The following is a 20,529-nucleotide window of genomic DNA, read 5'->3' as shown; positions in this document are numbered from 1 at the left end:
ATAAAAAATGAACCAAGTTAGGATTGGGTCAGTGTAACGATTCAATCAGGCAGGAACAATTTTTAGTTGGAACGATTTTGGGGACGATCGGGAAAAGACAATGACGTTAACCCATTCACACTGAATGGGCCATTTTTGCATCAATCATCTTTGAACCTATAGGAAACCTGTATGGTCTTAACAGATCATGTGCATAAAACACATGGCAGTTGATTCTATCTTTTCAAAGGTTTAAACTCAGGGTGATCGTGATTGACTCTGAGATGTATTGGTTTCCAATCTGGATTGCCTGTTTCTCGTGATCATTCGTACCAAAACATCTGGGAGGTGGAGAGATTTGTCGATCAAATCGCTTTCCGATGCAGCGACCCTGTACAACGGGGTGAAGATGCCGTGGTTGGGATTGGGCGTCTGGCGTGCGCAAGAAGGTGGCGAAGTGGAAAACGCGGTGAAGACGGCGATTCAGGTGGGTTACCGCAGTATTGACACGGCGGCGATGTACGGCAATGAGGCGGGCGTGGGCCGAGCCGTCCGGGAGTCGGGTGTGCCGCGCGAGGAGTTGTTTATCACAACTAAGGTGTGGAACACCGATCAAGGTTATGATTCCACATTGGCTGCGTTTGAGGCAAGCCTCCAGCGACTGGGGATGGACTATGTCGATCTCTACCTGATTCACTGGCCGGTGGCGGGCAAGTACAAGGAGACGTGGAAAGCGCTGGAGAAAATCTACCGTGATGGTCGTGCACGGGCAATCGGGGTGAGCAACTTCCAAATTCACCATCTGGAGGATCTGATGGCTGATGCCGAGATCAAGCCGATGGTCAACCAGGTGGAGTTTCATCCATATCTGACTCAGAAGGAACTGCGTGAGTACTGTTCTCAACACGCCATTCAGGTGGAAGCATGGCGTCCGTTGATGAAGGGCGAAGTGGCCAATGTGCCGGAAATCCGGGAGTTGGCTGCCAAATACGGCAAGACACCCGCGCAGATCGTCCTCCGATGGAACCTGCAACATGGTGTGGTCACCATTCCCAAGTCGGTGAGTGAGTCCCGTATCCGTGAGAACGCGGATGTGTTTGATTTTGAACTGTCCCAGGAGGATATGGCCAAGCTGGATGGACTGAACCGGAACCAACGTTTCGGTCCCGATCCTGACAATTTTGATTTCTAGTGTGTCTGGATGATTCAATTCTACGGGTTTTCGATGGGTTTTCGATAACCCAATCCTCCGAGATATTGAACAAAAAAGCACCGCTTAGGGCTCTCGGTGCACACGTGGATGTGACAACTTGTCATGGTGAAAGAAAAGAACCCAGCATTAGAGCTGGGCAAAATCCACATGGGAATCCAATCCCTTCACTATTTTAGTATAGTAATATAACGGCACTGGCTTGTTGCCGCGTCGTCAACAGGAAGGATTTACCGTGGATTGCGCAGAATTAATTTTGAAGGAGCCTGAGGACGGGTCGCGTTCCTTCTTCCTTCATCCGGCGAGGGAAGGAAGTGGTGCTAATGAGTGTGACGATCGCTCTGCTGTCCCTGATCTTCCAGGTGATCACTACGATCCTGTGGTGGTACAGGTAGTCGTTCACATCATGGTGCAAAAAAAGTGACCCGTCGGGCTGCCAACCTACCAGGTCACTTTTCTGTGGCTAGGTTTTTAGGTTGAAAGATCGCGGCCCTTCCGATGAGGGCTCCTTATTGCTTATTCATATTATACGCACATTTTGCCAAAAAAATCAAATTGAATCTCCAGTTCTGGAGATCCAAATACACTTCATTCGGACAGATACCGGTAAAGCGTCGCTTTGGACACCTGAAGTGTTTCATAAATATCTTGGATGGAAAGGTTGGGGGCCTTCATAAGAGATTGGGCCATTTTCACTTTCCGCTCATCCATCACCCGTGGTCGCCCGCCCAATTTCTTCCTTGCACGAGCCGCAGCCAAACCAGCCTGCGTTCTCTCTCGGATTATCTCCCGTTCAAACTCAGCAAGCGCTTCAAACACATGGAATATCAATTTTTTCTCCACTACAATACTGCGAAAACCTATGCCCCTTCACGGAGACCGTTCACTACTTCGATAAGGAGTAGCTCGGGTCCGGTACCTGAACCTGTTATTTAGCCGTTGGCCTGATCTAAAAGGTCAACGGTATTTTGTTTTTCATATAAGAATTGGACACGAAAAATGACGGATGTTTCGAAATAGATAATAAGAGCTTATTTACAGCGTATAAGAAGGGGACCGGCCCTCTCAACGCAAAAGAAACCCTCTTCTTCGAAAGCATGCGCATGGTGGGTGGAAGACCATCCAACAATGTGGACGGTTTGGATCACGACCACGACGGAATCGCATGTGAAAGTTTACCGTAGAAAGAGGTTTGCCCGGTTCCATGGAGTTGGGAGCCTGGGCATTTTGTGTTTGGAAACACTGAAACAACCTTCTTTCTTCGATATCTTCAGTGCCGCCTGAGAGGAGGGTTTTTCGTCCATACTGAATAAGGGTGATTTAGCGAAATGACCTTTGAACGTGGTGTTACAGGGTTTAAACCGCTCAAGGTTGTAGAAAACCTTCTCTTTCCTCGAAAAACAGGAAGTGGAACCCTGGGGGTGGAATTATGGTGAAAGAAGAGGGTGAAGTGAAAGGGAGCGTTGATGCACCGATGAACAAGCGCGATTGGTTGGTCGTTTTCTGCGGATCAGCGATGTTCGTGCTGATCATTGCAGGGATCCTTCTTTTGGTGATCGGGTTGGTGCCTGCGTTGGATCTTTATAAGCAGTCGTTGGCAGGCGGTATGAAGGGAATGTCCAAGGATATGGTGCAGCTGTTGTTAGATTCACCGGGAAGTGTTATATGGCAAATCGGCGCCTTGCATGTGGTGATCGGGGTCGTGGGGTTATGGTGGGTTCGTCGGGTACTGGGTGGCGATCGGCAGCAGGACAGGGATCAAATCATGTGAACGCAAGAAAACAAATAAAATCCCCCGAACAGAATCCGGGGGATTGTTTTCCGGGTTTCACTGTCAGCTCTGCATGCCATGGGGAGTCACTTTTCGCTCCAGCAAACGGAACATCAGATCGAATGCCAAGGCCAACAAGGCGGCAGGAATGGCGCCGGCCAAGATGAGATTATTGTCGTTCATGCTCATGCCACGGACGATCAGATCACCCAATCCGCCGCCCCCGATAAAGGCGGCCAGTGCTGCCAAGCCGACAGTGAATACGGATGAGGTGCGGATGCCAGCCATGATAAACGGGAGCGAAAGGGGTAATTCCACCATCCACAGGATCTGGCGGGAGGTCATGCCCATTCCTTTGCCCGCATCGATGACGGAGCGATCGACTCCGAGGATGCCGGTGTAGGTGTTCCGGATGATGGGCAGGAGCGCATACAGGGTCAAGGCGACGATGGCCGGTGTCTTCCCGATCCCGAACAACGGCAGCATAAAGGCCAGCAGCGCAAGACCTGGAACCGTCTGAATCAGTGCGGCAAGCCCGATAATTGGTTCCGCGATCCATCGGTAGCGGGTAAGAATGATACCCAACGGTACTGCAACCAGGATGGCGATCAGCATCGCCACACCGGACAGATAAAGATGATCGACGAATGCCATCCAGATGTCTGATTTCCGACTGACGATCGTTTCCCACAGGCTCATATTGTCACGCTCCCTTCCGGTTGATGATGTGTCCAGTCGGCCAGTCCGCGCATCATGCTGCCGCGGGTGACGACACCGATGAGCCGTTTCCCCTCCACTACGGGTACGGCATTTTGCTTACCGTCCCTGAACACTTCGGCCACCTCGTTGACCGGGTTATCGATCGTGAGGGTGGGAATCTCCGTTTCCATGATGTCTGCAACCGTGCAATCTTCCTGATTGTAGTGTTGATCCACCTTCTCTAAGGTAACGCTGCCCAGCAGTTGGCGTTGGCTGTCGATGACGAACAAGCTGTCTACTTTTTTCTCTTTCATGATGCGGAACGCTTCGGCCAATCCCCGTTTGGGTGAAACGGTAGCCGGAGACTGATGCATCAGGTCCTGTGCCGTCGGAACGGCCTTCTCTGCTGCATTCGTCAGTCGTTCCTCACCGATGAATCCGCGTACGAATTCGTTGGCCGGTCGACGCAGGATACGGTCAGGACTGTCCACTTGTACCAGCTTGCCGTCATTCATGATAGCGATCCGGCTGGCGATCCTGATCGCTTCATCCATGTCGTGGGTGACGAACACGATGGTTTTTTGTATCGACTCTTGCAGGTTTACCAGTTCCTCCTGCAATTGTTCCCGACTGATCGGGTCGAGCGCGCTGAACGGCTCATCCATCAGAATGATGTCCGGCTCACCCGCCAGTGCCCGGATGACACCGACACGCTGTTGTTGCCCCCCGCTCAGCTCCGACGGGTACCGGTCCTTGTATGTGTCGGGGTCCAGACCGACCAAGTCCATCAACTCGTTTACCCGTTGCCGGTAACGCTCGGGATGCCATTTTTTCAGCTTGGGTACCAGGGCGATATTTTGTTCGATGGTCATGTGGGGAAACAGGCCGATCTCTTGGATCACGTACCCGATATTGCGCCTGAGTTCGACAGGGTCGATTTGGGAGATGTCTTGCCCGTCGATCGTGATCGTACCGCTCGTCGGTTCGATCAGCCGGTTGATCATACGCATGGTCGTCGTTTTCCCGCACCCGCTGGGGCCGATCAGGACGAGCAACTCCCCTTTTTGGATTTCCAGATTCAGATTGTCGATGGCAACCGTGCCATCTTTGTACCGCTTGCTTACATTTTCAAAACGAATCATATTTTTCCTCCCCTTTCCAAATTTTCTCCCCTTTCCAAGCGATTCACACCCTCATGCCCTCTCAGCGGGTGCCTACATCAGCGTGGAATCAAACCCTTGGATTTCAGAAAGTCCCGTGCTGCCTCCTGTGGCGTTTTCCGTTTGCTGTTCACTTCGTCGTTCATTTTCATCATGTCGGGAATGGTGATTTTGCCGGCCAACCCGTTCAATGTTTTTTCCAGTCCCGGATTGGCGCGCAACACTGCTTGTCGCACCACCGGCACCGCGTCGTAAGGCGGGAAATATTTCATATCATCCTCGAGCGTCGCCAAGTGCAACTGCTTGATCCGCGGATCGGTGGTGAAGGCGGTAATCACGTCGACATCCCCGTTATCAACGGCTTTGTACATCAGATCCTCATCCAGCGTCACCTTTTTGCCGAAGGACAGGCCGTACATTTTCGTCATTCCGTCATACCCGTCTTTCCGCTCAAAGAAAGTGGCCGGGGCACCGAAGGATAGTCGGGGAGCCAACCGTTTCAGGTCGCTTACCTTGGTGACATGGAGCTGTTTCGCTTTGTCCGCCCGCATCGCCAGGGCATACGTGTTGTAAAAGCCCAACGGTTTCAGCCAGGTGCTGCCGAATTGGGTTTCGTATCCTTTTTTGGTTTGCTGGTAAATATACTGAGGAGTCATTCCCGGCTTGTAAGGTTTTTTGAGAATCGCCTGGTAACCTGTTCCAGAATACTCTACAATAGCGTCGATTTCCCCTTGCTTAAGGGCTTGGACCAGGATCGCTTCCGTGCCCAACCCTTCGCGCACTTGTACGTCCATATCCGTGTGGGCCTTCAAATATTCGCCCAAAATGTGGGCCAAGATCCACTGCTCGGTCCAGTCCTTGCCCGAGATAACGATTTTTCCGGGCTCGGCGGTCTTCCCGTCTTTGCATGCGGTGAGACTGACCAACAAAATGAGACAAATGGATAACAGCCAACTTCTTTTTAGCATCCAATCCCCTCCATACATGCTAACCTTTAAACACGTACCCTTTATTCGCCCGGAATAAACGGCTTTTTTTCCACAGAGATTGTAAATTTTTTCAGTCAAGCTAAATGATGCATTTCTGAAGTCCCCATTTTCCTTGTTTTATGCGATAATAGAAAGCAAATCCGATAGTGGAACGGATCAGATGGGAAGGAGAACTTTATGGGGAAAAAGAACCGACAAAAGAAGAAGCAATCCGTGTCGTACCAGGCAAAAAGGAAGAAAAAGGACATGAGAATGTTGACGATGATCACGGTGGGGTTGGTAGTGCTCATCGTGGGCATCTTCGGAATCGCGCATATGGCTGCTGACGGTCAACAGGAGAAAATCAACCGGTTGGCGCAGGGTCAACCCGTCCTGGGCGATCCGAATGCACCAGTCACTTTGATCGAATTCGGAGATTTCAAGTGTCCGGTGTGCAAACGGTTCGAGGAAACCGTCTTTCCTTTGTTGAAAAAGGAATATATCGACACCGGCAAGGTCAAGATGGCATTTCTCAACATGCAGTTCATCGGGCCGGATTCGGTGACGGCCGGCATCGCGGGGGAGTCGATCTACCGTCAAAATCCGCAGGCATTCTGGCAGTTTTATGACGCGGTCTACCGGAATCAGCAGGACGAGTACACCATCTGGGCCACGCCGGAGTTTCTGGTGCAATTGGCCAAGCAACACGTTTCCGGCATCGATGTGAAACGTCTGGAACAAGACATCCGCACCCGGAAATACGAGGCGGATGTACAGCGGGATATGGCCAACGGAAAGAAACTGGGCATCAATTCGGTTCCGACGATCTACGTCAACGGAAAAGAAGTGGAAAATCCGCTGGACTACAACCAATTGAAACAAGCGTTGGATGAAGCGCTTCAAGAATCGGGCAAGAAAGGATAATCCGGAATGATGGCGTGGATTCGGCAATACGGATTGTATTTCGCATGGGTGGTGTCATTGGTTGCGACGGGAGGCAGTTTGTATTTCAGCGAGATCGCGTTGTTTGAACCATGCAAGTTGTGCTGGTTTCAGCGGATTTTCATGTATCCGTTGACGGTGCTGCTGGGAATTGCCAGCTATCGGGATGACCGGAGGATTATCCCCTACACGCTGCCGCTCAGTGTGATTGGTGGTTCGATCTCGCTTTATCATTATTTGCTGCAAAAGGTACCGGCGATGAAGTCGTTCACTCCCTGCACGCAGGGAGTGCCGTGTACGGGTGACTATATCAACTGGTTCGGAATTGTCACCATTCCCTTTTTGGCATTGACGGCGTTTGTATTGATCACTTGGTTTCTAATGGCAGCTCGGACGGCGGAATCGGACGAAAATGAAACAGCTACGGAACAGGAAGCATAAACGGTATCGGATTCGGTTGTCCGTTACTCCGGCAGTGCATGACCTGAAACGGGAGCGAGGAGCGTACAAAAAAACGCACGTGAGGTGTAAAACGGGCGGTCCGGTCGGTCAAACACGGAGAAATGTTTTCACGCAAAAGCATATACTATGTTTGAAGAGAACCAGGAACCAGGACGAGGGTGTGTCTGGAGTCATTTCGTGAGGGGAAAGACCTGAAATCATTGACAGGTGCCCCGTTCTTTTTGTATATTTATCTCCAAATCCTTCGTTTGTCAGTTCGGAAAAAATCACATAATCCGATTAGCGGAACTCTTATCCAGAGCGGCGGAGGGACTGGCCCGATGAAGCCCGGCAACCTATTTGAAAGGGATAGCCTTTCAAATGTGGTGCCAATTCCTGCAGAGGGTATCTCTGGGAGATGAGAGTTTGCGCGTTTACGACGCCAACCTTTCATCCGATCAGAGATGAAAGGTTTTTTATTTGATGGAAGGAAAGAGGATGATGGACATGGGTATTCAACCGTTGTCGGAACGGATGAAAGAAAAAATTCTGATTCTGGACGGCGCGATGGGAACGATGCTGCAAAATGCCTGTTTGACGGCGGAGGATTTTGGTGGCGAAGCGTATGAGGGATGTAACGAAATGCTCAACCTGACGCGCCCCGATCTGATCCAATCCATTCATGAAGTCTATCTGGAAGCAGGAGCGGACATCGTGGAGACCAACACGTTCGGTGCCACGTCGGTGGTATTGGCCGAGTACGGACTGGAGAGCCGTGTGGAAGAGATCAACCGCGCAGCGGTGGCTTGCGCCCGCAAAGCTGTGGACAAATGGACGCGGGACGGTTCTCCCCGGTATGTGGCCGGGGCGATGGGACCGACAACCAAGACGCTCTCGGTGACGGGCGGTATCACGTTCGACCAGTTGGTGGACGCGTATTACGAACAGGCACGTGCGCTGTTGTTGGGTGGCGTGGATGCGTTGCTGTTGGAGACCTCCCAGGACACGCTGAATGTGAAAGCGGGCGGAATCGGGATCCGGCGGGCATTTGCCGAGTTGGGAACCGAAGTTCCGATCCTGATTTCCGGCACGATCGAACCGATGGGCACCATGTTGGCCGGGCAAAATGTGGAGGCTTTCTACGTGTCTATCTCCCATCTCCGTCCCTTGTGTGTAGGGTTGAACTGTGCGACCGGCCCGGAATTTATGCGTGACCACTTGCGAACGCTGGCTTCTATGGCCGATTGTGGGGTGAGCTGTTATCCCAACGCCGGTTTGCCCGACGAGGAGGGAAGGTATCACGAGACGCCGCAGGGACTGGCTGCCAAACTGGCTGCCTTTGCCGATGCCGGCTGGCTCAACATGGCGGGAGGATGTTGCGGTACGACACCGGATCATATCCGTGCGCTGGCGGAGGCATTGAGGGACAAACGCCCCCGCCCCGTACCGGAACGGCATATTCCGGCGGTATCCGGTATCGAACCCGTTTATGTAGAGGCGGACAATCGACCGATTCTCGTCGGTGAGCGGACGAACGTGATCGGATCGCGCAAATTTCGTACCTTGATCCAGGAGGGGGAGTATGAAGCCGCCGCGGAAATTGCCCGCAAACAGGTGAAAAACGGTGCCCAGGTGATCGACGTGTGTCTGGCTGATCCTGATCGGGACGAACTGGAGGATATGCGGCGGTTTTTGACCTACGCTGTCAAGGTGATCAAAGCACCGCTGATGATCGACTCCACATCGCCCGAGGTAATGGAGGAGGCGTTGAAGTTTTCGCAGGGCAAAGCCATTCTCAACTCGATCAACCTGGAAGACGGGGAAGAGCGGTTTGAAAAGGTGGTGCCCCTGATTCACCGCTACGGTGCGGCGGTTGTGGTGGGCACAATCGACGAACGTGGCATGGCCGTCGACCGCGAGCGGAAATGGGAGGTGGCCGAACGCTCCTACCGCTTGTTGACGGAAAAGTACTGCATTCCGGAAGAAGATATCATTTTCGACCCGCTGGTTTTCCCCGTCGGGACGGGCGATGAAGCGTATATCGGATCGGCCAAGGAAACTGTGGAGGGCATTCGTCTGATCAAGGAACGTTTGCCGCGTTGCCAGACGATTTTGGGTATCTCCAACGTGTCGTTCGGCTTGCCGCCGGCGGGACGGGAAGTGTTGAACGCCGTCTTTTTGTATCACTGTACCAAGGCGGGATTGGACTACGCCATCGTCAATACCGAAAAACTGGAGCGCTATGCGTCCATCCCGCAGGAAGAAGTCCGTTTGGCGGAACGTTTGCTGTTTGAGACCAACCATGAGAACTACGAAGCAGTGTTGGCCGAGTTTGTGCAGTTTTACCGCGCCAAGAAAACGGAGACGAAGTCATCGGGAGAAACGTTGCCGTTGGAAGAGCGACTGGGGCAATATATCGTGGAGGGAACCAAGGACGGATTGATCGATGATCTCAAGCTGGCGTTGGAGAAGTACAGTCCGCTGGAGATCATCAACGGTCCGCTGATGGCGGGAATGGACGAAGTGGGACGGTTGTTCAACGACAACCAACTGATCGTGGCCGAAGTGCTGCAAAGTGCCGAAGTGATGAAGGCGGCTGTCGCGTTTCTGGAGCCGTACATGGAGAAAACGGAGTCGAACATCAAAGGCAAGATTCTGTTGGCCACGGTCAAGGGGGATGTGCATGACATCGGGAAAAACCTGGTGGAGATCATCCTGTCCAACAACGGATTTGAAGTGGTCAACCTCGGGATCAAGGTGCCACCGGAACAACTGATTGCCGCCTGTCGAGAGGAACAGCCGGACGCCATCGGTCTGTCCGGGCTGTTGGTCAAATCGGCACAACAGATGGTCGTCACCGCACAGGATTTGAAAGCGGCGGGAATCAATGTCCCTTTGTTGGTGGGCGGGGCTGCTTTGACCCGAAAATTCACGGAAACCCGTATCCGCCCCGAATACAATGGGCTGGTCCTGTACGCCAAAGATGCGATGGACGGATTGGAATTGGCCAACCGGCTGACCGACCCTGACAAACGGAAACAGTTGGAGCGTCAGTGGCAGGAGCAATTGACAGCGGCGACCACGGTCACGGTTCGACCAAGTGAAGAAAAGGTGCCGACGGCACCGCGTCGATCCGATGTTTCCCGCGAAGCGCCGGTATTTACCCCGCCTGATTTCGACCGGCACATTTTGCGGAACTATCCGCTGTCCCATCTGCGGCCGTACATCAACGAACAGATGCTTTTGGGCAAACACCTGGGGCTCAAAGGCAACGTGGAGCAGCTGTTGGCAAACGGCGACGAAAAAGCGTTGCGGTTGAGGGAAGAGGTGGACCGCCTGCTGGGAGAGGCGCGGGAAAACGGGATTTTGCAGGCGCACGGGATGTATCGGTTCTTCCCTGCACAGGCGGATGGAGATGCAGTGCTCGTGTATGATCCGAATGACACGAACCGTGTGTTGCAACGGTTTGATTTTCCCCGCCAGAAGAAGCCGCCCTACCTGTGTTTGGCTGATTTCCTGCGGCCGAAAGAGTCCGGCGTGATGGATGTGGTCGGGTTTTTGGTCGTGACGGCGGGCGCGGGTGTCCGGGAACTGGCCGAGGAGTGGAAGCAACGGGGCGATTATTTCCGTTCGCATCTCCTGCAGGCGACAGCTTTGGAGTTGGCGGAGGCGTTCGCAGAGCGGCTGCATCAGGTGATGCGCGACGTGTGGGGATTTCCTGATCCGCCGGAAATGACGATGAAGGAACGCTTCGGCGCTCGTTATCAAGGAATTCGCGTCTCGTTCGGCTATCCCGCATGTCCCCGTCTGGAGGATCAGGAAAAGTTGTTTGCTTTGATGGAACCGGAGGCCATCGGTGTTCACCTGACGGACGGGTGGATGATGGAACCGGAGGCATCGGTGTCCGCGATGGTGTTCGCGCATCCGGAAGCACGATATTTCAATGCGGAATAAGGGGGGAGAAAGGTGTCCGGACGAGATTTGCGCCAGTGTTTGCAAAACGGTTTGCTCGTCGGAGACGGGGCGATGGCCACGTACCTGTACCAACAGGGCATCCCGGTGGGAATTTGTTACGAAGAGCTGTCATTGACGCAGCCGGATGTGATCCGTTCGGTCCATCGAGCCTATTATGAGGCGGGTGCGCGACTGATCGAAACCAATACGTACGGTGCCAACCGGGAGCGATTGGAGCGCTACGGACTGGCGGGGAAAGTAACGCGGATCAACCGTGAGGCGGTGGCGGTGGCCCGTTCCGCTGTGGATGACGATGCGTTTGTCGTCGGGTCGATCGGATCGATTTTGGCCGGGAGAGTGCCGCATTACGACACTGAGGCGTACCGCGACATGTATGAGGAACAGGCCACAGCGCTGTTACACGCCGGGGTGGACGGGATCGTGCTGGAGACGTTTCTCGATTTGGAAGAACTTCTCTTGGCCGTGGAAGTGATCCGTCCGCTGACAGACCGGCCGATCATCGCCCAGTTGGCTTTGATGGAAGTGGCACGGACACGGGATGCCTATACGTTGGATGGGGCGTTTGCCCATTTGGCCAAAAGCGGGGTGGACGGAGTCGGATTCAACTGCCGATTGGGTCCGACTGAATTGTTGCGTGCCTTGGAACAGACGGTGATGCCTACTGACTTGTGGATTTCTGTTTTCCCCAACGCGGGACGGTTGGGATTGGTTGACGGAAATTACGAATACCAGACATCGCCCGCCTATTTCGGTGAATCCGCATTGCGGTTGCGTGAACAGGGGGTGCGCATCATCGGCGGTTGTTGCGGTACCACGCCGGCGCACATTCGGGCAATGGCCGAATCGCTCCGGGATTTGCCCCCTCTGCCGCGGGTGAACCCGAAAAACAAGACCGAATCATCTGCCCGCCGCGTGCCGATCCATTTGCGCCAACGCAACAAGCCGACGATCGTCGAGCGGGTGCAGCGGGAATACACCGTCATCGTGGAGCTGGACCCACCAAAAGATCTGGAAACTTCCTCGTTCCTGGAAGGAGCTGCACGCCTGCATGCGGCGGGAGCGGCGGCGATCACCATGGCGGACAATTCGTTGGCCACCACGCGGATGAGCAACATGGCGCTGGGCGCGATCGTCAAATCGCAATTGGGGATTGATCCGTTGGTTCACATCACTTGCCGGGACCGCAACCTGATTGGGCAACAATCCCACGTGATGGGGCTGCATGCGCTGGGCATCGACCAAGTGCTGGTCATCACGGGGGACCCGACGCGGATCGGCGATTTGCCTGGGGCCAGTTCGATCTACGACGTCACCTCGTTTGAGCTGATCCGCATGCTCAAACAGCTCAACGAAGGCATTTCCTTCTCCGGCAAACCGCTGAAACAACGGGCACAATTCGTGGTCGGTGCCGCATTCAACCCACATGTGCGTCATCTGGATGCGGCCGTTCGACGATTGGAGAAAAAAGTGGAGGCCGGAGCCGATTTCATCATGACCCAGCCCGTTTACGACGCCGATGGAATCCGCCAGATCGCCGAAGCGACCGCCCATTTGGACATCCCGGTGTTTATCGGTATTATGCCGTTGACTGGTTACCGAAATGCGCTTTTTTTACACAATGAGGTACCCGGAATTAAAATTCCGTCGGATGTGTTGGAGCGGATGAAAGATCTGAAAGGGGAAGAAGGAAGAAAAATGGGCGTGGCGATCGCCAGGGAGCTGTTGGATGTGGCGATGGCGTACTTCCGCGGTATTTATCTGATCACGCCGTTTGCCTATTGGCAAATGACGGAGGAGCTGACCCGCTACGTGCTTCGGGCAAAGCAGAATGCATTGGTACAGAGCGCCGGCGGGCAGGGATGATGTCGTTAACAGTCCGTTTGAGATCCCTCTTTTGGGGAGTACCTTATTAAATGTACAACAAGGTGTTTGACCGTCAAAAGAATCCCGGCACCCTGTACGCTAAGGAAGCCGGGATTTGTTTATTCGTGATCACCACGTACTCTGCACCTGTCACATGCTGGGTGTAGGATCGTATCTGTCTCAATAAGAAATGGATTTGTTCACCTTTCTTTTCCTTGCCGGATTAACCTACTTAGGCTATATTGAAACGTGTTTCGACAATTCCCATATTATCCGTAAGGAGTGGGGCCATGTTCTATCACCGTTCCGTGAAACTGACGGTTGGGCGGTCAGGGATAATCTGGAGTTTGTGTCTGTGTTTGTTCCTCACCGGCTGTATGTCGCCAATGGCAGCCTCTGCTTCACAATCGCCGGTGACGGTGCATCACGAGCTGGGTGAGACTACGTTGAAATCGCCGCCTAAACGGGTGGTGCTGACCGATCCCTATCTGTTGGAAATCACGTCGGCCATGGGGATTCAACCGATCGGCGTGACCAAGGAGAATGAAAAACAAACGGGCATTCCAAGCTATTTGAAAGGGCGTATCCAACTCAACTTCAAGTGGGTCGGTACCAAACAGCAACCGGATTTGAACGCCATCCTCAAATTGAAACCCGATCTGATCATCGCCGATGTCAGTCAAAAGCAATGGTATCCTCAATTTTCTTCTATGGCGCCGACATTGGTGGTACGGGGATCGGGGGCGGATCATTGGCAGAAAGTGGCCAATCTCCTGGGCGTGGTGTTTCAAAAATCGGGACAAGCACAGGCGTTGATGAAGCGGAGTCAGCAGACGGCTAATCGTGTCCGCACATTGGCATCCCAGTATCAGGGGATGAAAGTGTTGCCGGTGGAAGTGATTGGTCCCCATCGCGTGCGGGCGTACACGAAACTGTCGGATTTGGCCGTTTTGCTGGACAATGTGGGATTGAGCGTTTCCTTTTCCAAGCAAAAACAACCGTACGTGGATCTGGATGGCGGAAAATTGGCGGGTCTTCCCACAGATACGCTGATCGTATTGCGCAAACCTTCGGATCCATCGGGTCAAATCAAAAAGGACCCGGTCCTGCGGCAACTGCCGGCAGTCAAAGCCGGGCGGGTGATGGAAGTGACGGCGGAATGGGCGTTGAAGCGAAATGGACCATTGTCCGACGAAAAATTGATGAACGAGCTGTACGGACAATTAAACAAAGGTCTGAACTGGGCAAATCCAAATCCGGCTCATCATATGCAACCGGCTAAGCCTGAACCGTCAAAAGTGGAATAACGTGATGTCGATGAGGCGAAGGAGCTTGAGGATGAGGTACGATGTTATCGTGATCGGCGGCGGCCCGGCCGGGTTGATGGCAAGTGTGTCAGCTGGTATGCACGGCGCCAAAGTGCTGCTGCTGGAGAAGGGTGAAAAACTGGGAAGAAAGATGGCTATCTCCGGTGGCGGACGATGTAATGTCACCAATATCAAGGAAATCGATGAACTGATCCGGCATATCCCGGGAAACGGCCGCTTTCTCTACAGCGTGTTTTCCATTTTCAACAATCGGGATTTGGTCCGTTTTTTTGAAGAAATGGGGGTCCCGTTGAAGGAAGAGGACAACGGACGCATGTTTCCCGTATCCGACAGCGCTCAATCGGTGGTGCGGGCGCTGGTGAAAAAGGTAAGAGCGGTAGGGACCGATATTCGGCTCAATATGCCGGTTCAGCGTGTTTTGTATGAAAACGGGAAAGTCAAGGGTGTCTTATGTCGAAACGGCGACGTCTGGAAGGCGCCGGCTGTCGTCGTGGCGGTGGGAGGAAAAGCGGTTCCCCAGACCGGTTCCACCGGGGACGGATATGCTTGGGCGGAAGAAGCGGGACATACCATCACCGAATTATTTCCGACCGAAGTGCCACTGACGTCGTCCGAGCCCTTGATTCAAAACAGAGTGTTGCAAGGCCTTTCCTTGCGCGATGTCGTTCTCACCGTTTACAATCCCAAGGGCAAAAAGCTGGTCCAACATCGCGGGGACATGATCTTTACGCATTTTGGCCTCTCCGGTCCGGCAGCACTGAGATGCAGTCAGTTTGTTGTCAATGCCTTGAAAAAGTCGGGTGCAGCTTCGACACCTTTGGCCATCGACCTCTTTCCGGATCACTCACTGGGGCAACTGGAACAACAATGGTGGGAAGTAAGGCAACAACATCCCAAAAAAACGGTGCGCAACACATTACGAGTGTTCCTGCCTGAACGGCTGATCCCGGTTTTGATGGAGCGGGCTCATCTTCCCGAAGATCTGACTATATCACATCTCTCCCGCGAGCAACTGCATCGTCTTTGCCGGGAGGCCAAACACTTGACCATCATGATTGATGGGACATTACCGCTGGAAAAAGCGTTTGTAACCGGCGGGGGCGTTCATGTGAAGGAGATCGACCCCAAAACTATGCAGTCCAAAAAAATGCGCGGATTGTATTTTTGTGGTGAAATCCTGGACATTCACGGTTATACGGGCGGTTATAACATTACCGCCGCTTCCTGCACTGGATATGTGGCCGGCAAGAGTGCTGCTGAACAGGCCCTCGCACAACCGTTGTGAAGAGTGAAACATTTTTTCATGGAGAAGCAATTTTATCCGTCACCATAACGGAATCCGTCAAAGATACGCCAATCTTTCACAAAATAGGGATGTCCAAAACAATGTATGGACGGTAAAATAAAGGCGAATCAGTACGTGGAATATACGCAACTTCATGATTCGCGGGAACGACCGACCGGGCATTCGGAGGCGTCAAGGAGGGATTCCAGTGTTGAAGCAAGAAGTTGCGACGACGGTCATTATCACATTTTTGATTATCATCATTTTGGTGTTGACGGCTCTGTATATACGCGAACGCGGTAAAAACAGCAAGTGAAGAGTGCCATATTCAAAGCCGGATCTCAGCCTCGCTGATGGAAAGGTTGTGGGAGCGAGGCGGGTGCGGCTCTTTCTTTTTGCAAAAAAAACTCCCCACATCGGGGAGGGATAGAGATGGCTGTTGCGGGGTTGATTCATCAAGATGAAATCTCAGGTGGAGCTACCCCCAACTGCGGGAGGAACTGTCCCATCTGCGGGAAGAACTTCCCCATCCGCGGGAAGAACTTCCCCATCCGCGGGAAGAACTGTCCCAGCGATGGTAGCCGCCATAATATTTCATACAGCGTCTCATGAATTTCTTCTCCAACCTATGGCACATTCTCATGTGGCGGTACCAATACCGCATCATCATCGGGTCCATCATGGGCATATGATGGTAGTGGTCGTACGGCATATGATGGTAGTGGTCGTACGGCATATGATGGTGATGGGGCCATCTGGGTATATGAGGTTTGTGGGGTATGGGGTATTTATGGGAATCTTTCGGCGGTAACGGCGGTGGGGGCGGCGGCAATGGAAATTTTTTTGGTGGTTCACCCATTCAACTTCACTCCTTACATCCTTTATGGGTACGCATCACAGTGTATCGTATGAATGTCTAGCCGCGGATGTACCGAGTGTACATGCCCAACTTTACGTCCAAACAGGCTGGTCAGCGGATCATGGTCGCTTGGTTCCACCGTCGAAAAAGGATATAATAGAGGCGGCCCTGACTGAATATACAGGGCAGGAGGGAATGGGTTTTATGGAAGTGAGAAAAATCACCCCGCGAGGGTATTGTTACGGTGTGGTAGATGCCATGGTATTGGCACGGCAGGCGGCAAAAAACCTGGACTTGCCGCGGCCGATTTACATCTTGGGCATGATCGTACACAACCGTCATGTGGTGAAGGCGTTTGAAGAGGAAGGCATCATCACACTGGACGGGGCCAATCGGTTGGAGCTTTTGGAGAAAGTGGATAAAGGAACTGTCATTTTCACCGCTCATGGTGTATCTCCGGAGGTGCGGCGCCGGGCACGAGAAAAAGGCCTTACGATTGTGGACGCCACTTGTCCGGACGTGACCCGCACCCATCAATTGATCAAGGAAAAAGTGGAAGAAGGCTACGAAGTGGTCTATATCGGCAAAAGCGGCCATCCTGAGCCGGAGGGAGCGATGGGGGTGGCCAAAGGTCACGTGCATCTGGTGGAAAAGGAAGAGGACATAGAAAAGTTGGATCTCAAAACGGACAAGGTGCTGGTGACCAACCAAACTACCATGAGCCAGTGGGATACTGCGCATCTGATGAACAAAGTGCGGGAGAAATATCCGACTGCCGAGATCCACAATGAGATCTGCCTGGCCACCCAGGAACGGCAGGAAGCGGTAGCCGAACAAGCCAAGGGAACGGATCTGGTGATCGTGGTCGGGGATCCCCGTAGCAACAATTCCAACCGTTTGGCGCAGGTGGCGAAGGAAATCGCCGGTGTCGATGCGGTTCGCGTCAGTGATGTGACGGAAATTCAACCAGAGTGGTTGTTCGGCAAAAAGTTGGTGGGAGTGACGGCGGGGGCTTCGACGCCCACACCGATTACGCGTGAAGTGATCCAGTATCTGGAGCAGTTTGACGAAAACGATCCATCTACTTGGAAACCGAAACGAACGGTCAACATGAAAAAGCTGTTGCCCCCCGTACGGGAGAAAAAAGTGCGATAATACGATCAACCGGGGTAATCCCCGGTTGATTTTCGTGCGAAACTTTCAGATAATTCAACCCAATTACATGCGCGTGTTGGGATACCGGGTCAGGATGTAATCGTAGCATTCATTCATGCTTCCGCGAAATTCCACCCGATGATCTTTTTTCATTGGATTGTACCATTGGAAATAATCGTCTTCTTTGAGGATGGAAGGCGGATATTTTTCAGAATCCCGGATGACGTAATACATGGCTGACACCTCCTGATTCCTATTATGTTCAAAAAACTTGCAACATAATCATTTTGAGGAGCGACGGGAATCAGTGTCGAATCCATAAAGACTCTTCACGCCAGGGGCGAGAATCGTTATCATGGAAAGGTAATCATTTTCCCTCGACATCCATTGTTTGAAGGATCGCCCCTCCGCTCCGGGGGGCCCTCGGTCGATCCTGTAGTGAAGGAGCTGAAAGGATGAGATGCAGCAGTTGTGAACACACTGTAGCGATGAGCGGCAAAGTGCTTGTTTGGGTGATCGGTTTGGAGGCTGGAGGACTGTTGGAGATTGGGCTTCTTAACCTTCCGTTGTTACCGACCGGGCTGAGAGAAGGCGTTTCCGTAGGAATCGGATTGTTTGTGGGTGGAATTTTATTTCGCAAATTGATGACGCAACCTTGTGCTTCTTGTCCGGTCAAGAGTAAATAAGGTGCTGATACATCTGTTGTCCTCGCTAAGCGGTTGTCTTGTTCCGGGGAGGCGGATGAGACTGATCGGAATCGTAACGGTTTCCCGTTCGCCTTCCCATTTGCCCCATGGTCATGACGCCGTTGATTTTTTCAGTGGAAACGGTCGGGGTGATCCTCCACCTCGTACACGACACCGGCTCGGATGAGCGAAGCGTCCGATTTCAAAACGAAGCTTTTCTTCTCATTTGACTGAACAGTTTCATATCGGTGTCTCTTTGTCCAATCAGGTACGTTGAGAAATGATACAATACTTCCCCTTTCCTGTTCGGTGACCGGTCAGATTGCCGTCACGTCCCGCTTTTACTGTGATACAATGAAATTGAGATATGGGATGGAGTGAGCAATGTTGGCGGTGATTCTGTTATTCATCGACGGAGTCGGCCTGGGAGAGGAATCCGATCACAATCCTTGGTATGTTCGGCCAACTCCGCATATCGACCGGTTGCTGGGCGGTCGTTCATTGGTCAGGAGCGCCGTTGGGCAGATCGGTTCGGACATGGTGTTGCTGGAAACGGACGCTTCTTTGGGTGTACCCGGGTTGCCGCAGAGTGCGACGGGTCAAGCCACTATCTTCACCGGACGCAATGCGCCAAAAGCGATGGGGGCCCATCAGAGCGGTCTTCCTTTTCAACGTCTTCGAAAATGGGTGCAGGCAGACAACATTTATCTGCAGATGGAACGACAGGGATGGCGTGCGACCTTTCTCAATTGCTACACGCCGGAGTACTTTCAACGTCCAGCCACTCGCAGGGGTTGGGTGTCCGTCTCCACTGCCGCCCTGTTGAGTTCTCGCGAACCCGTTCGTATGTTATCCGACTTATTGGCCGGGAAGGGAGTATACCATGATTTGACTCGGTGGACGTTAGCCCGAACAATTCCGGATGTCCCCGTGATTGAACCGGAAACCGCCGCCGACCATCTGCTGGATGTGGCACGGCAATACGATCTGGTCATCCATGAGTATTTTTTGTCCGATCTGGCAGGTCACAAACAGAATGAAGAGTTGATGCAAACCGTCATTGACCATTACGACCGATGGCTTGGTGCATTGGTCGACCGCAAGCAGACGGATGATGTCATCGTACTGGTAAGCGATCACGGTAACAGCGAGGATATTCGGGTGAGCACCCATACGAACAACCCGGTTCCCACATGGATCATTGGCGATGCTCATACGTGGCGGGAGATACCGCATCAGAAATGGGATTTGACATGCATTGTTCCTCTTTTGTTGCGTTTGGTGGAAAAAAGACGTATCACCACATCATGAGGGGGAATCGGAATGACACGGCGATACATACCGCAAGTGCGCTCGGCCGTCCTGCCGGATGATGGGGCATGGACCGAACTGAACGGTGAGGATGTCCTGATTTTGTCCGTTACGGAATGGCAGGGTCAATTAAGAGCATCGAGCCGAGGATACGAATATGTTTGGTTATATGATCGTCAATCCAAAGCGTATATTTTCTGCATCCGGATGTCCAACGGTGAAGAACGGGCAATCGCGTTCCCTCGCGAGCATGCGGGAACCTTGCTCCAGGACGGACGGGCATATGAGCCGTTTACGATTTTGGTGACCGATCAGCCGTTGGACAATATCGGGGAACAGTCGCAATTTCTGCTGTTCCGGGATGTCAAATTGAAGCGGCATCCGGAAGCAGGCTGGTAAACGACTTTGGACTGAGGTAAAACAGGTGTAAAAGGAAAAAAGGTTCAGTCGGAACAAGACATATGGATGGAACACGCTCCAGGAGTGTTTGGTATATCCGTAAGGGGAATGGTTTTCCCAGGTGGTCGACGAGAGCTATGCCCTATCTCCATTTTTTATGCCGTTCCGATACCGAAGGATGAATCGGTGCATCACCCATTCCACCGCACCCATTACCATACTGATGACAACGGCAGAATGCAAAGAGATCCACCAATAGGGCAACTCGATCGATCCGACGATCATGACGGACAGCATAAAAACGGTTCCTGCCACGGTAGATGGACCGTTTCCCAACCGGGGCAAAATCCATCGGTCGGCAAAATGTCCGACGACCGCAAAAAACAAAGCCAGAATGAACGGAACAATCATATGTTGGTAGTGTACGTCGGGCGTCAAATACGAAGCTGATTCCAAAATGGCGGCGTAAATGATGAATTTGAGTAATCCGTTCATCTA

19 protein-coding genes and 1 riboswitch are annotated in these 20,529 nt (G+C 52.7%); of the genes, 13 read left to right on the top strand and 6 right to left on the bottom strand.

The window, feature by feature from the left end; translation table 11 throughout:
* The first annotated feature begins 343 nt into the window (after positions 1–343).
* The gene (locus tag KI215_RS14150; RefSeq protein ID WP_275956758.1) at positions 344–1,171 is read left to right on the top strand and encodes an aldo/keto reductase; all 828 of its coding nucleotides are present in this window, start codon (positions 344–346) and stop codon (positions 1,169–1,171) included.
* 606 nt (positions 1,172–1,777) lie between these two features.
* Here the strand turns inward: KI215_RS14150 and KI215_RS14145 are convergent.
* The gene (locus tag KI215_RS14145; RefSeq protein ID WP_275956710.1) at positions 1,778–2,020 is read right to left on the bottom strand and encodes a recombinase family protein; all 243 of its coding nucleotides are present in this window, start codon (positions 2,018–2,020) and stop codon (positions 1,778–1,780) included.
* 155 nt (positions 2,021–2,175) lie between these two features.
* On the opposite strand from KI215_RS14145, the gene KI215_RS16385 reads away from it, so the two are divergent.
* The gene (locus tag KI215_RS16385) at positions 2,176–2,373 is read left to right on the top strand and encodes an excalibur calcium-binding domain-containing protein (RefSeq protein ID WP_212773337.1); all 198 of its coding nucleotides are present in this window, start codon (positions 2,176–2,178) and stop codon (positions 2,371–2,373) included.
* Between the two features lie 245 nt (positions 2,374–2,618).
* Positions 2,619–2,960 carry a hypothetical protein gene (locus KI215_RS14135; protein WP_212773336.1) on the top strand — a complete coding sequence of 114 codons (342 nt, stop codon included), beginning with the start codon at positions 2,619–2,621 and terminating at the stop codon, positions 2,958–2,960.
* 63 nt (positions 2,961–3,023) lie between these two features.
* Here the strand turns inward: KI215_RS14135 and KI215_RS14130 are convergent, their stop codons facing one another.
* The 3 genes from KI215_RS14130 to KI215_RS14120 all read right to left on the bottom strand — a co-directional run bounded on the left by KI215_RS14130 (position 3,024) and on the right by KI215_RS14120 (position 5,787).
* Complete coding sequence (locus tag KI215_RS14130) at positions 3,024–3,659, bottom strand: ABC transporter permease (protein ID WP_212773335.1); 636 nt, start codon at positions 3,657–3,659, stop codon at positions 3,024–3,026.
* Positions 3,656–4,801 carry an ABC transporter ATP-binding protein gene (locus KI215_RS14125; RefSeq protein ID WP_212773334.1) on the bottom strand — a complete coding sequence of 382 codons (1,146 nt, stop codon included), beginning with the start codon at positions 4,799–4,801 and terminating at the stop codon, positions 3,656–3,658. Before KI215_RS14125 ends, KI215_RS14130 begins: the two co-directional genes overlap by 4 nt.
* A 77-nt stretch (positions 4,802–4,878) precedes the next feature.
* Positions 4,879–5,787: an ABC transporter substrate-binding protein gene (locus KI215_RS14120; protein WP_212773333.1), complete on the bottom strand. Its 909-nt coding sequence runs from the start codon at positions 5,785–5,787 to the stop codon at positions 4,879–4,881.
* A gap of 267 nt (positions 5,788–6,054) precedes the next feature.
* Between KI215_RS14120 and KI215_RS14115 the strand changes: the two genes are divergently transcribed.
* The 7 genes from KI215_RS14115 (at position 6,055) to KI215_RS14085 (ending at position 17,635) form a co-directional block, all read left to right on the top strand.
* Positions 6,055–6,711 (top strand): DsbA family protein, encoded by a 657-nt coding sequence (locus KI215_RS14115; RefSeq protein ID WP_212773332.1) that lies wholly within the window; start codon positions 6,055–6,057, stop codon positions 6,709–6,711.
* A 9-nt stretch (positions 6,712–6,720) separates the two neighbouring features.
* Positions 6,721–7,170 carry a disulfide oxidoreductase gene (locus KI215_RS14110; RefSeq protein ID WP_212775214.1) on the top strand — a complete coding sequence of 150 codons (450 nt, stop codon included), beginning with the start codon at positions 6,721–6,723 and terminating at the stop codon, positions 7,168–7,170.
* 309 nt (positions 7,171–7,479) lie between these two features.
* A riboswitch (SAM riboswitch) is annotated at positions 7,480–7,595 on the top strand.
* Positions 7,596–7,677: 82 nt separating this feature from the next.
* The gene (gene metH / locus KI215_RS14105; protein WP_246512130.1) at positions 7,678–11,124 is read left to right on the top strand and encodes a methionine synthase; all 3,447 of its coding nucleotides are present in this window, start codon (positions 7,678–7,680) and stop codon (positions 11,122–11,124) included.
* Positions 11,125–11,136: 12 nt separating this feature from the next.
* The gene (locus KI215_RS14100) at positions 11,137–13,008 is read left to right on the top strand and encodes a bifunctional homocysteine S-methyltransferase/methylenetetrahydrofolate reductase (protein ID WP_212773331.1); all 1,872 of its coding nucleotides are present in this window, start codon (positions 11,137–11,139) and stop codon (positions 13,006–13,008) included.
* A 290-nt stretch (positions 13,009–13,298) separates the two neighbouring features.
* On the top strand, positions 13,299–14,315 hold the full coding sequence (locus tag KI215_RS14095) for an ABC transporter substrate-binding protein (protein WP_212773330.1): 1,017 nt from the start codon (positions 13,299–13,301) through the stop codon (positions 14,313–14,315).
* A gap of 31 nt (positions 14,316–14,346) precedes the next feature.
* On the top strand, positions 14,347–15,621 hold the full coding sequence (locus KI215_RS14090; protein WP_212773329.1) for a BaiN/RdsA family NAD(P)/FAD-dependent oxidoreductase: 1,275 nt from the start codon (positions 14,347–14,349) through the stop codon (positions 15,619–15,621).
* Positions 15,622–16,684: 1,063 nt separating this feature from the next.
* Entirely contained in the window at positions 16,685–17,635 is a 951-nt protein-coding gene (locus KI215_RS14085; protein ID WP_212773328.1) for a 4-hydroxy-3-methylbut-2-enyl diphosphate reductase, read from the top strand.
* A 63-nt stretch (positions 17,636–17,698) separates the two neighbouring features.
* Here KI215_RS14085 and KI215_RS14080 read toward each other — a convergent pair whose 3' ends face one another.
* Complete coding sequence (locus tag KI215_RS14080) at positions 17,699–17,869, bottom strand: hypothetical protein (RefSeq protein WP_212773327.1); 171 nt, start codon at positions 17,867–17,869, stop codon at positions 17,699–17,701.
* 221 nt (positions 17,870–18,090) lie between these two features.
* Here KI215_RS14080 and KI215_RS14075 point away from each other — a divergent pair, with 221 nt between their 5' ends.
* From KI215_RS14075 to KI215_RS14065, 3 genes are all read left to right on the top strand, one after another.
* Complete coding sequence (locus tag KI215_RS14075) at positions 18,091–18,321, top strand: hypothetical protein (RefSeq protein WP_212773326.1); 231 nt, start codon at positions 18,091–18,093, stop codon at positions 18,319–18,321.
* A gap of 384 nt (positions 18,322–18,705) precedes the next feature.
* Positions 18,706–19,632 (top strand): alkaline phosphatase family protein, encoded by a 927-nt coding sequence (locus KI215_RS14070; RefSeq protein ID WP_212773325.1) that lies wholly within the window; start codon positions 18,706–18,708, stop codon positions 19,630–19,632.
* 12 nt (positions 19,633–19,644) lie between these two features.
* On the top strand, positions 19,645–20,031 hold the full coding sequence (locus KI215_RS14065) for a hypothetical protein (protein WP_212773324.1): 387 nt from the start codon (positions 19,645–19,647) through the stop codon (positions 20,029–20,031).
* Positions 20,032–20,166: 135 nt separating this feature from the next.
* Here the strand turns inward: KI215_RS14065 and KI215_RS14060 are convergent, their stop codons facing one another.
* Positions 20,167–20,526 (bottom strand): DUF2512 family protein, encoded by a 360-nt coding sequence (locus KI215_RS14060; protein WP_212773323.1) that lies wholly within the window; start codon positions 20,524–20,526, stop codon positions 20,167–20,169.
* Positions 20,527–20,529: the final 3 nt, after the last annotated feature.

The organism is Polycladomyces abyssicola (assembly GCF_018326425.1).
Taxonomy (GTDB): Bacteria; Bacillota; Bacilli; order Thermoactinomycetales; family JIR-001; genus Polycladomyces; species Polycladomyces abyssicola.
Note: the sequence above shows the minus strand (reverse complement) of the source record. Positions and strands in the feature narration are given on the sequence as shown.

Bases quoted from the DNA above. Each gene is read 5' to 3' on its own strand.
- KI215_RS14065 (WP_212773324.1), top strand. From the start codon at position 19,645: ATGACACGGCGATACATACCGCAAGTGCGCTCGGCCGTCCTGCCGGAT.
- KI215_RS14070 (WP_212773325.1), top strand. From the start codon at position 18,706: ATGTTGGCGGTGATTCTGTTATTCATCGACGGAGTCGGCCTGGGAGAG.
- KI215_RS14095 (WP_212773330.1), top strand. From the start codon at position 13,299: ATGTTCTATCACCGTTCCGTGAAACTGACGGTTGGGCGGTCAGGGATA.
- KI215_RS14120 (WP_212773333.1), bottom strand. From the start codon at position 5,787: ATGCTAAAAAGAAGTTGGCTGTTATCCATTTGTCTCATTTTGTTGGTC.
- KI215_RS14080 (WP_212773327.1), bottom strand. From the start codon at position 17,869: ATGTATTACGTCATCCGGGATTCTGAAAAATATCCGCCTTCCATCCTC.
- KI215_RS14090 (WP_212773329.1), top strand. From the start codon at position 14,347: ATGAGGTACGATGTTATCGTGATCGGCGGCGGCCCGGCCGGGTTGATG.
- KI215_RS14060 (WP_212773323.1), bottom strand. From the start codon at position 20,526: ATGAACGGATTACTCAAATTCATCATTTACGCCGCCATTTTGGAATCA.
- KI215_RS14130 (WP_212773335.1), bottom strand. From the start codon at position 3,659: ATGAGCCTGTGGGAAACGATCGTCAGTCGGAAATCAGACATCTGGATG.
- KI215_RS14110 (WP_212775214.1), top strand. From the start codon at position 6,721: ATGGCGTGGATTCGGCAATACGGATTGTATTTCGCATGGGTGGTGTCA.
- KI215_RS14075 (WP_212773326.1), top strand. From the start codon at position 18,091: ATGAGATGCAGCAGTTGTGAACACACTGTAGCGATGAGCGGCAAAGTG.
- KI215_RS14125 (WP_212773334.1), bottom strand. From the start codon at position 4,801: ATGATTCGTTTTGAAAATGTAAGCAAGCGGTACAAAGATGGCACGGTT.
- metH (WP_246512130.1), top strand. From the start codon at position 7,678: ATGGGTATTCAACCGTTGTCGGAACGGATGAAAGAAAAAATTCTGATT.
- KI215_RS14085 (WP_212773328.1), top strand. From the start codon at position 16,685: ATGGAAGTGAGAAAAATCACCCCGCGAGGGTATTGTTACGGTGTGGTA.
- KI215_RS14115 (WP_212773332.1), top strand. From the start codon at position 6,055: ATGAGAATGTTGACGATGATCACGGTGGGGTTGGTAGTGCTCATCGTG.
- KI215_RS14135 (WP_212773336.1), top strand. From the start codon at position 2,619: ATGGTGAAAGAAGAGGGTGAAGTGAAAGGGAGCGTTGATGCACCGATG.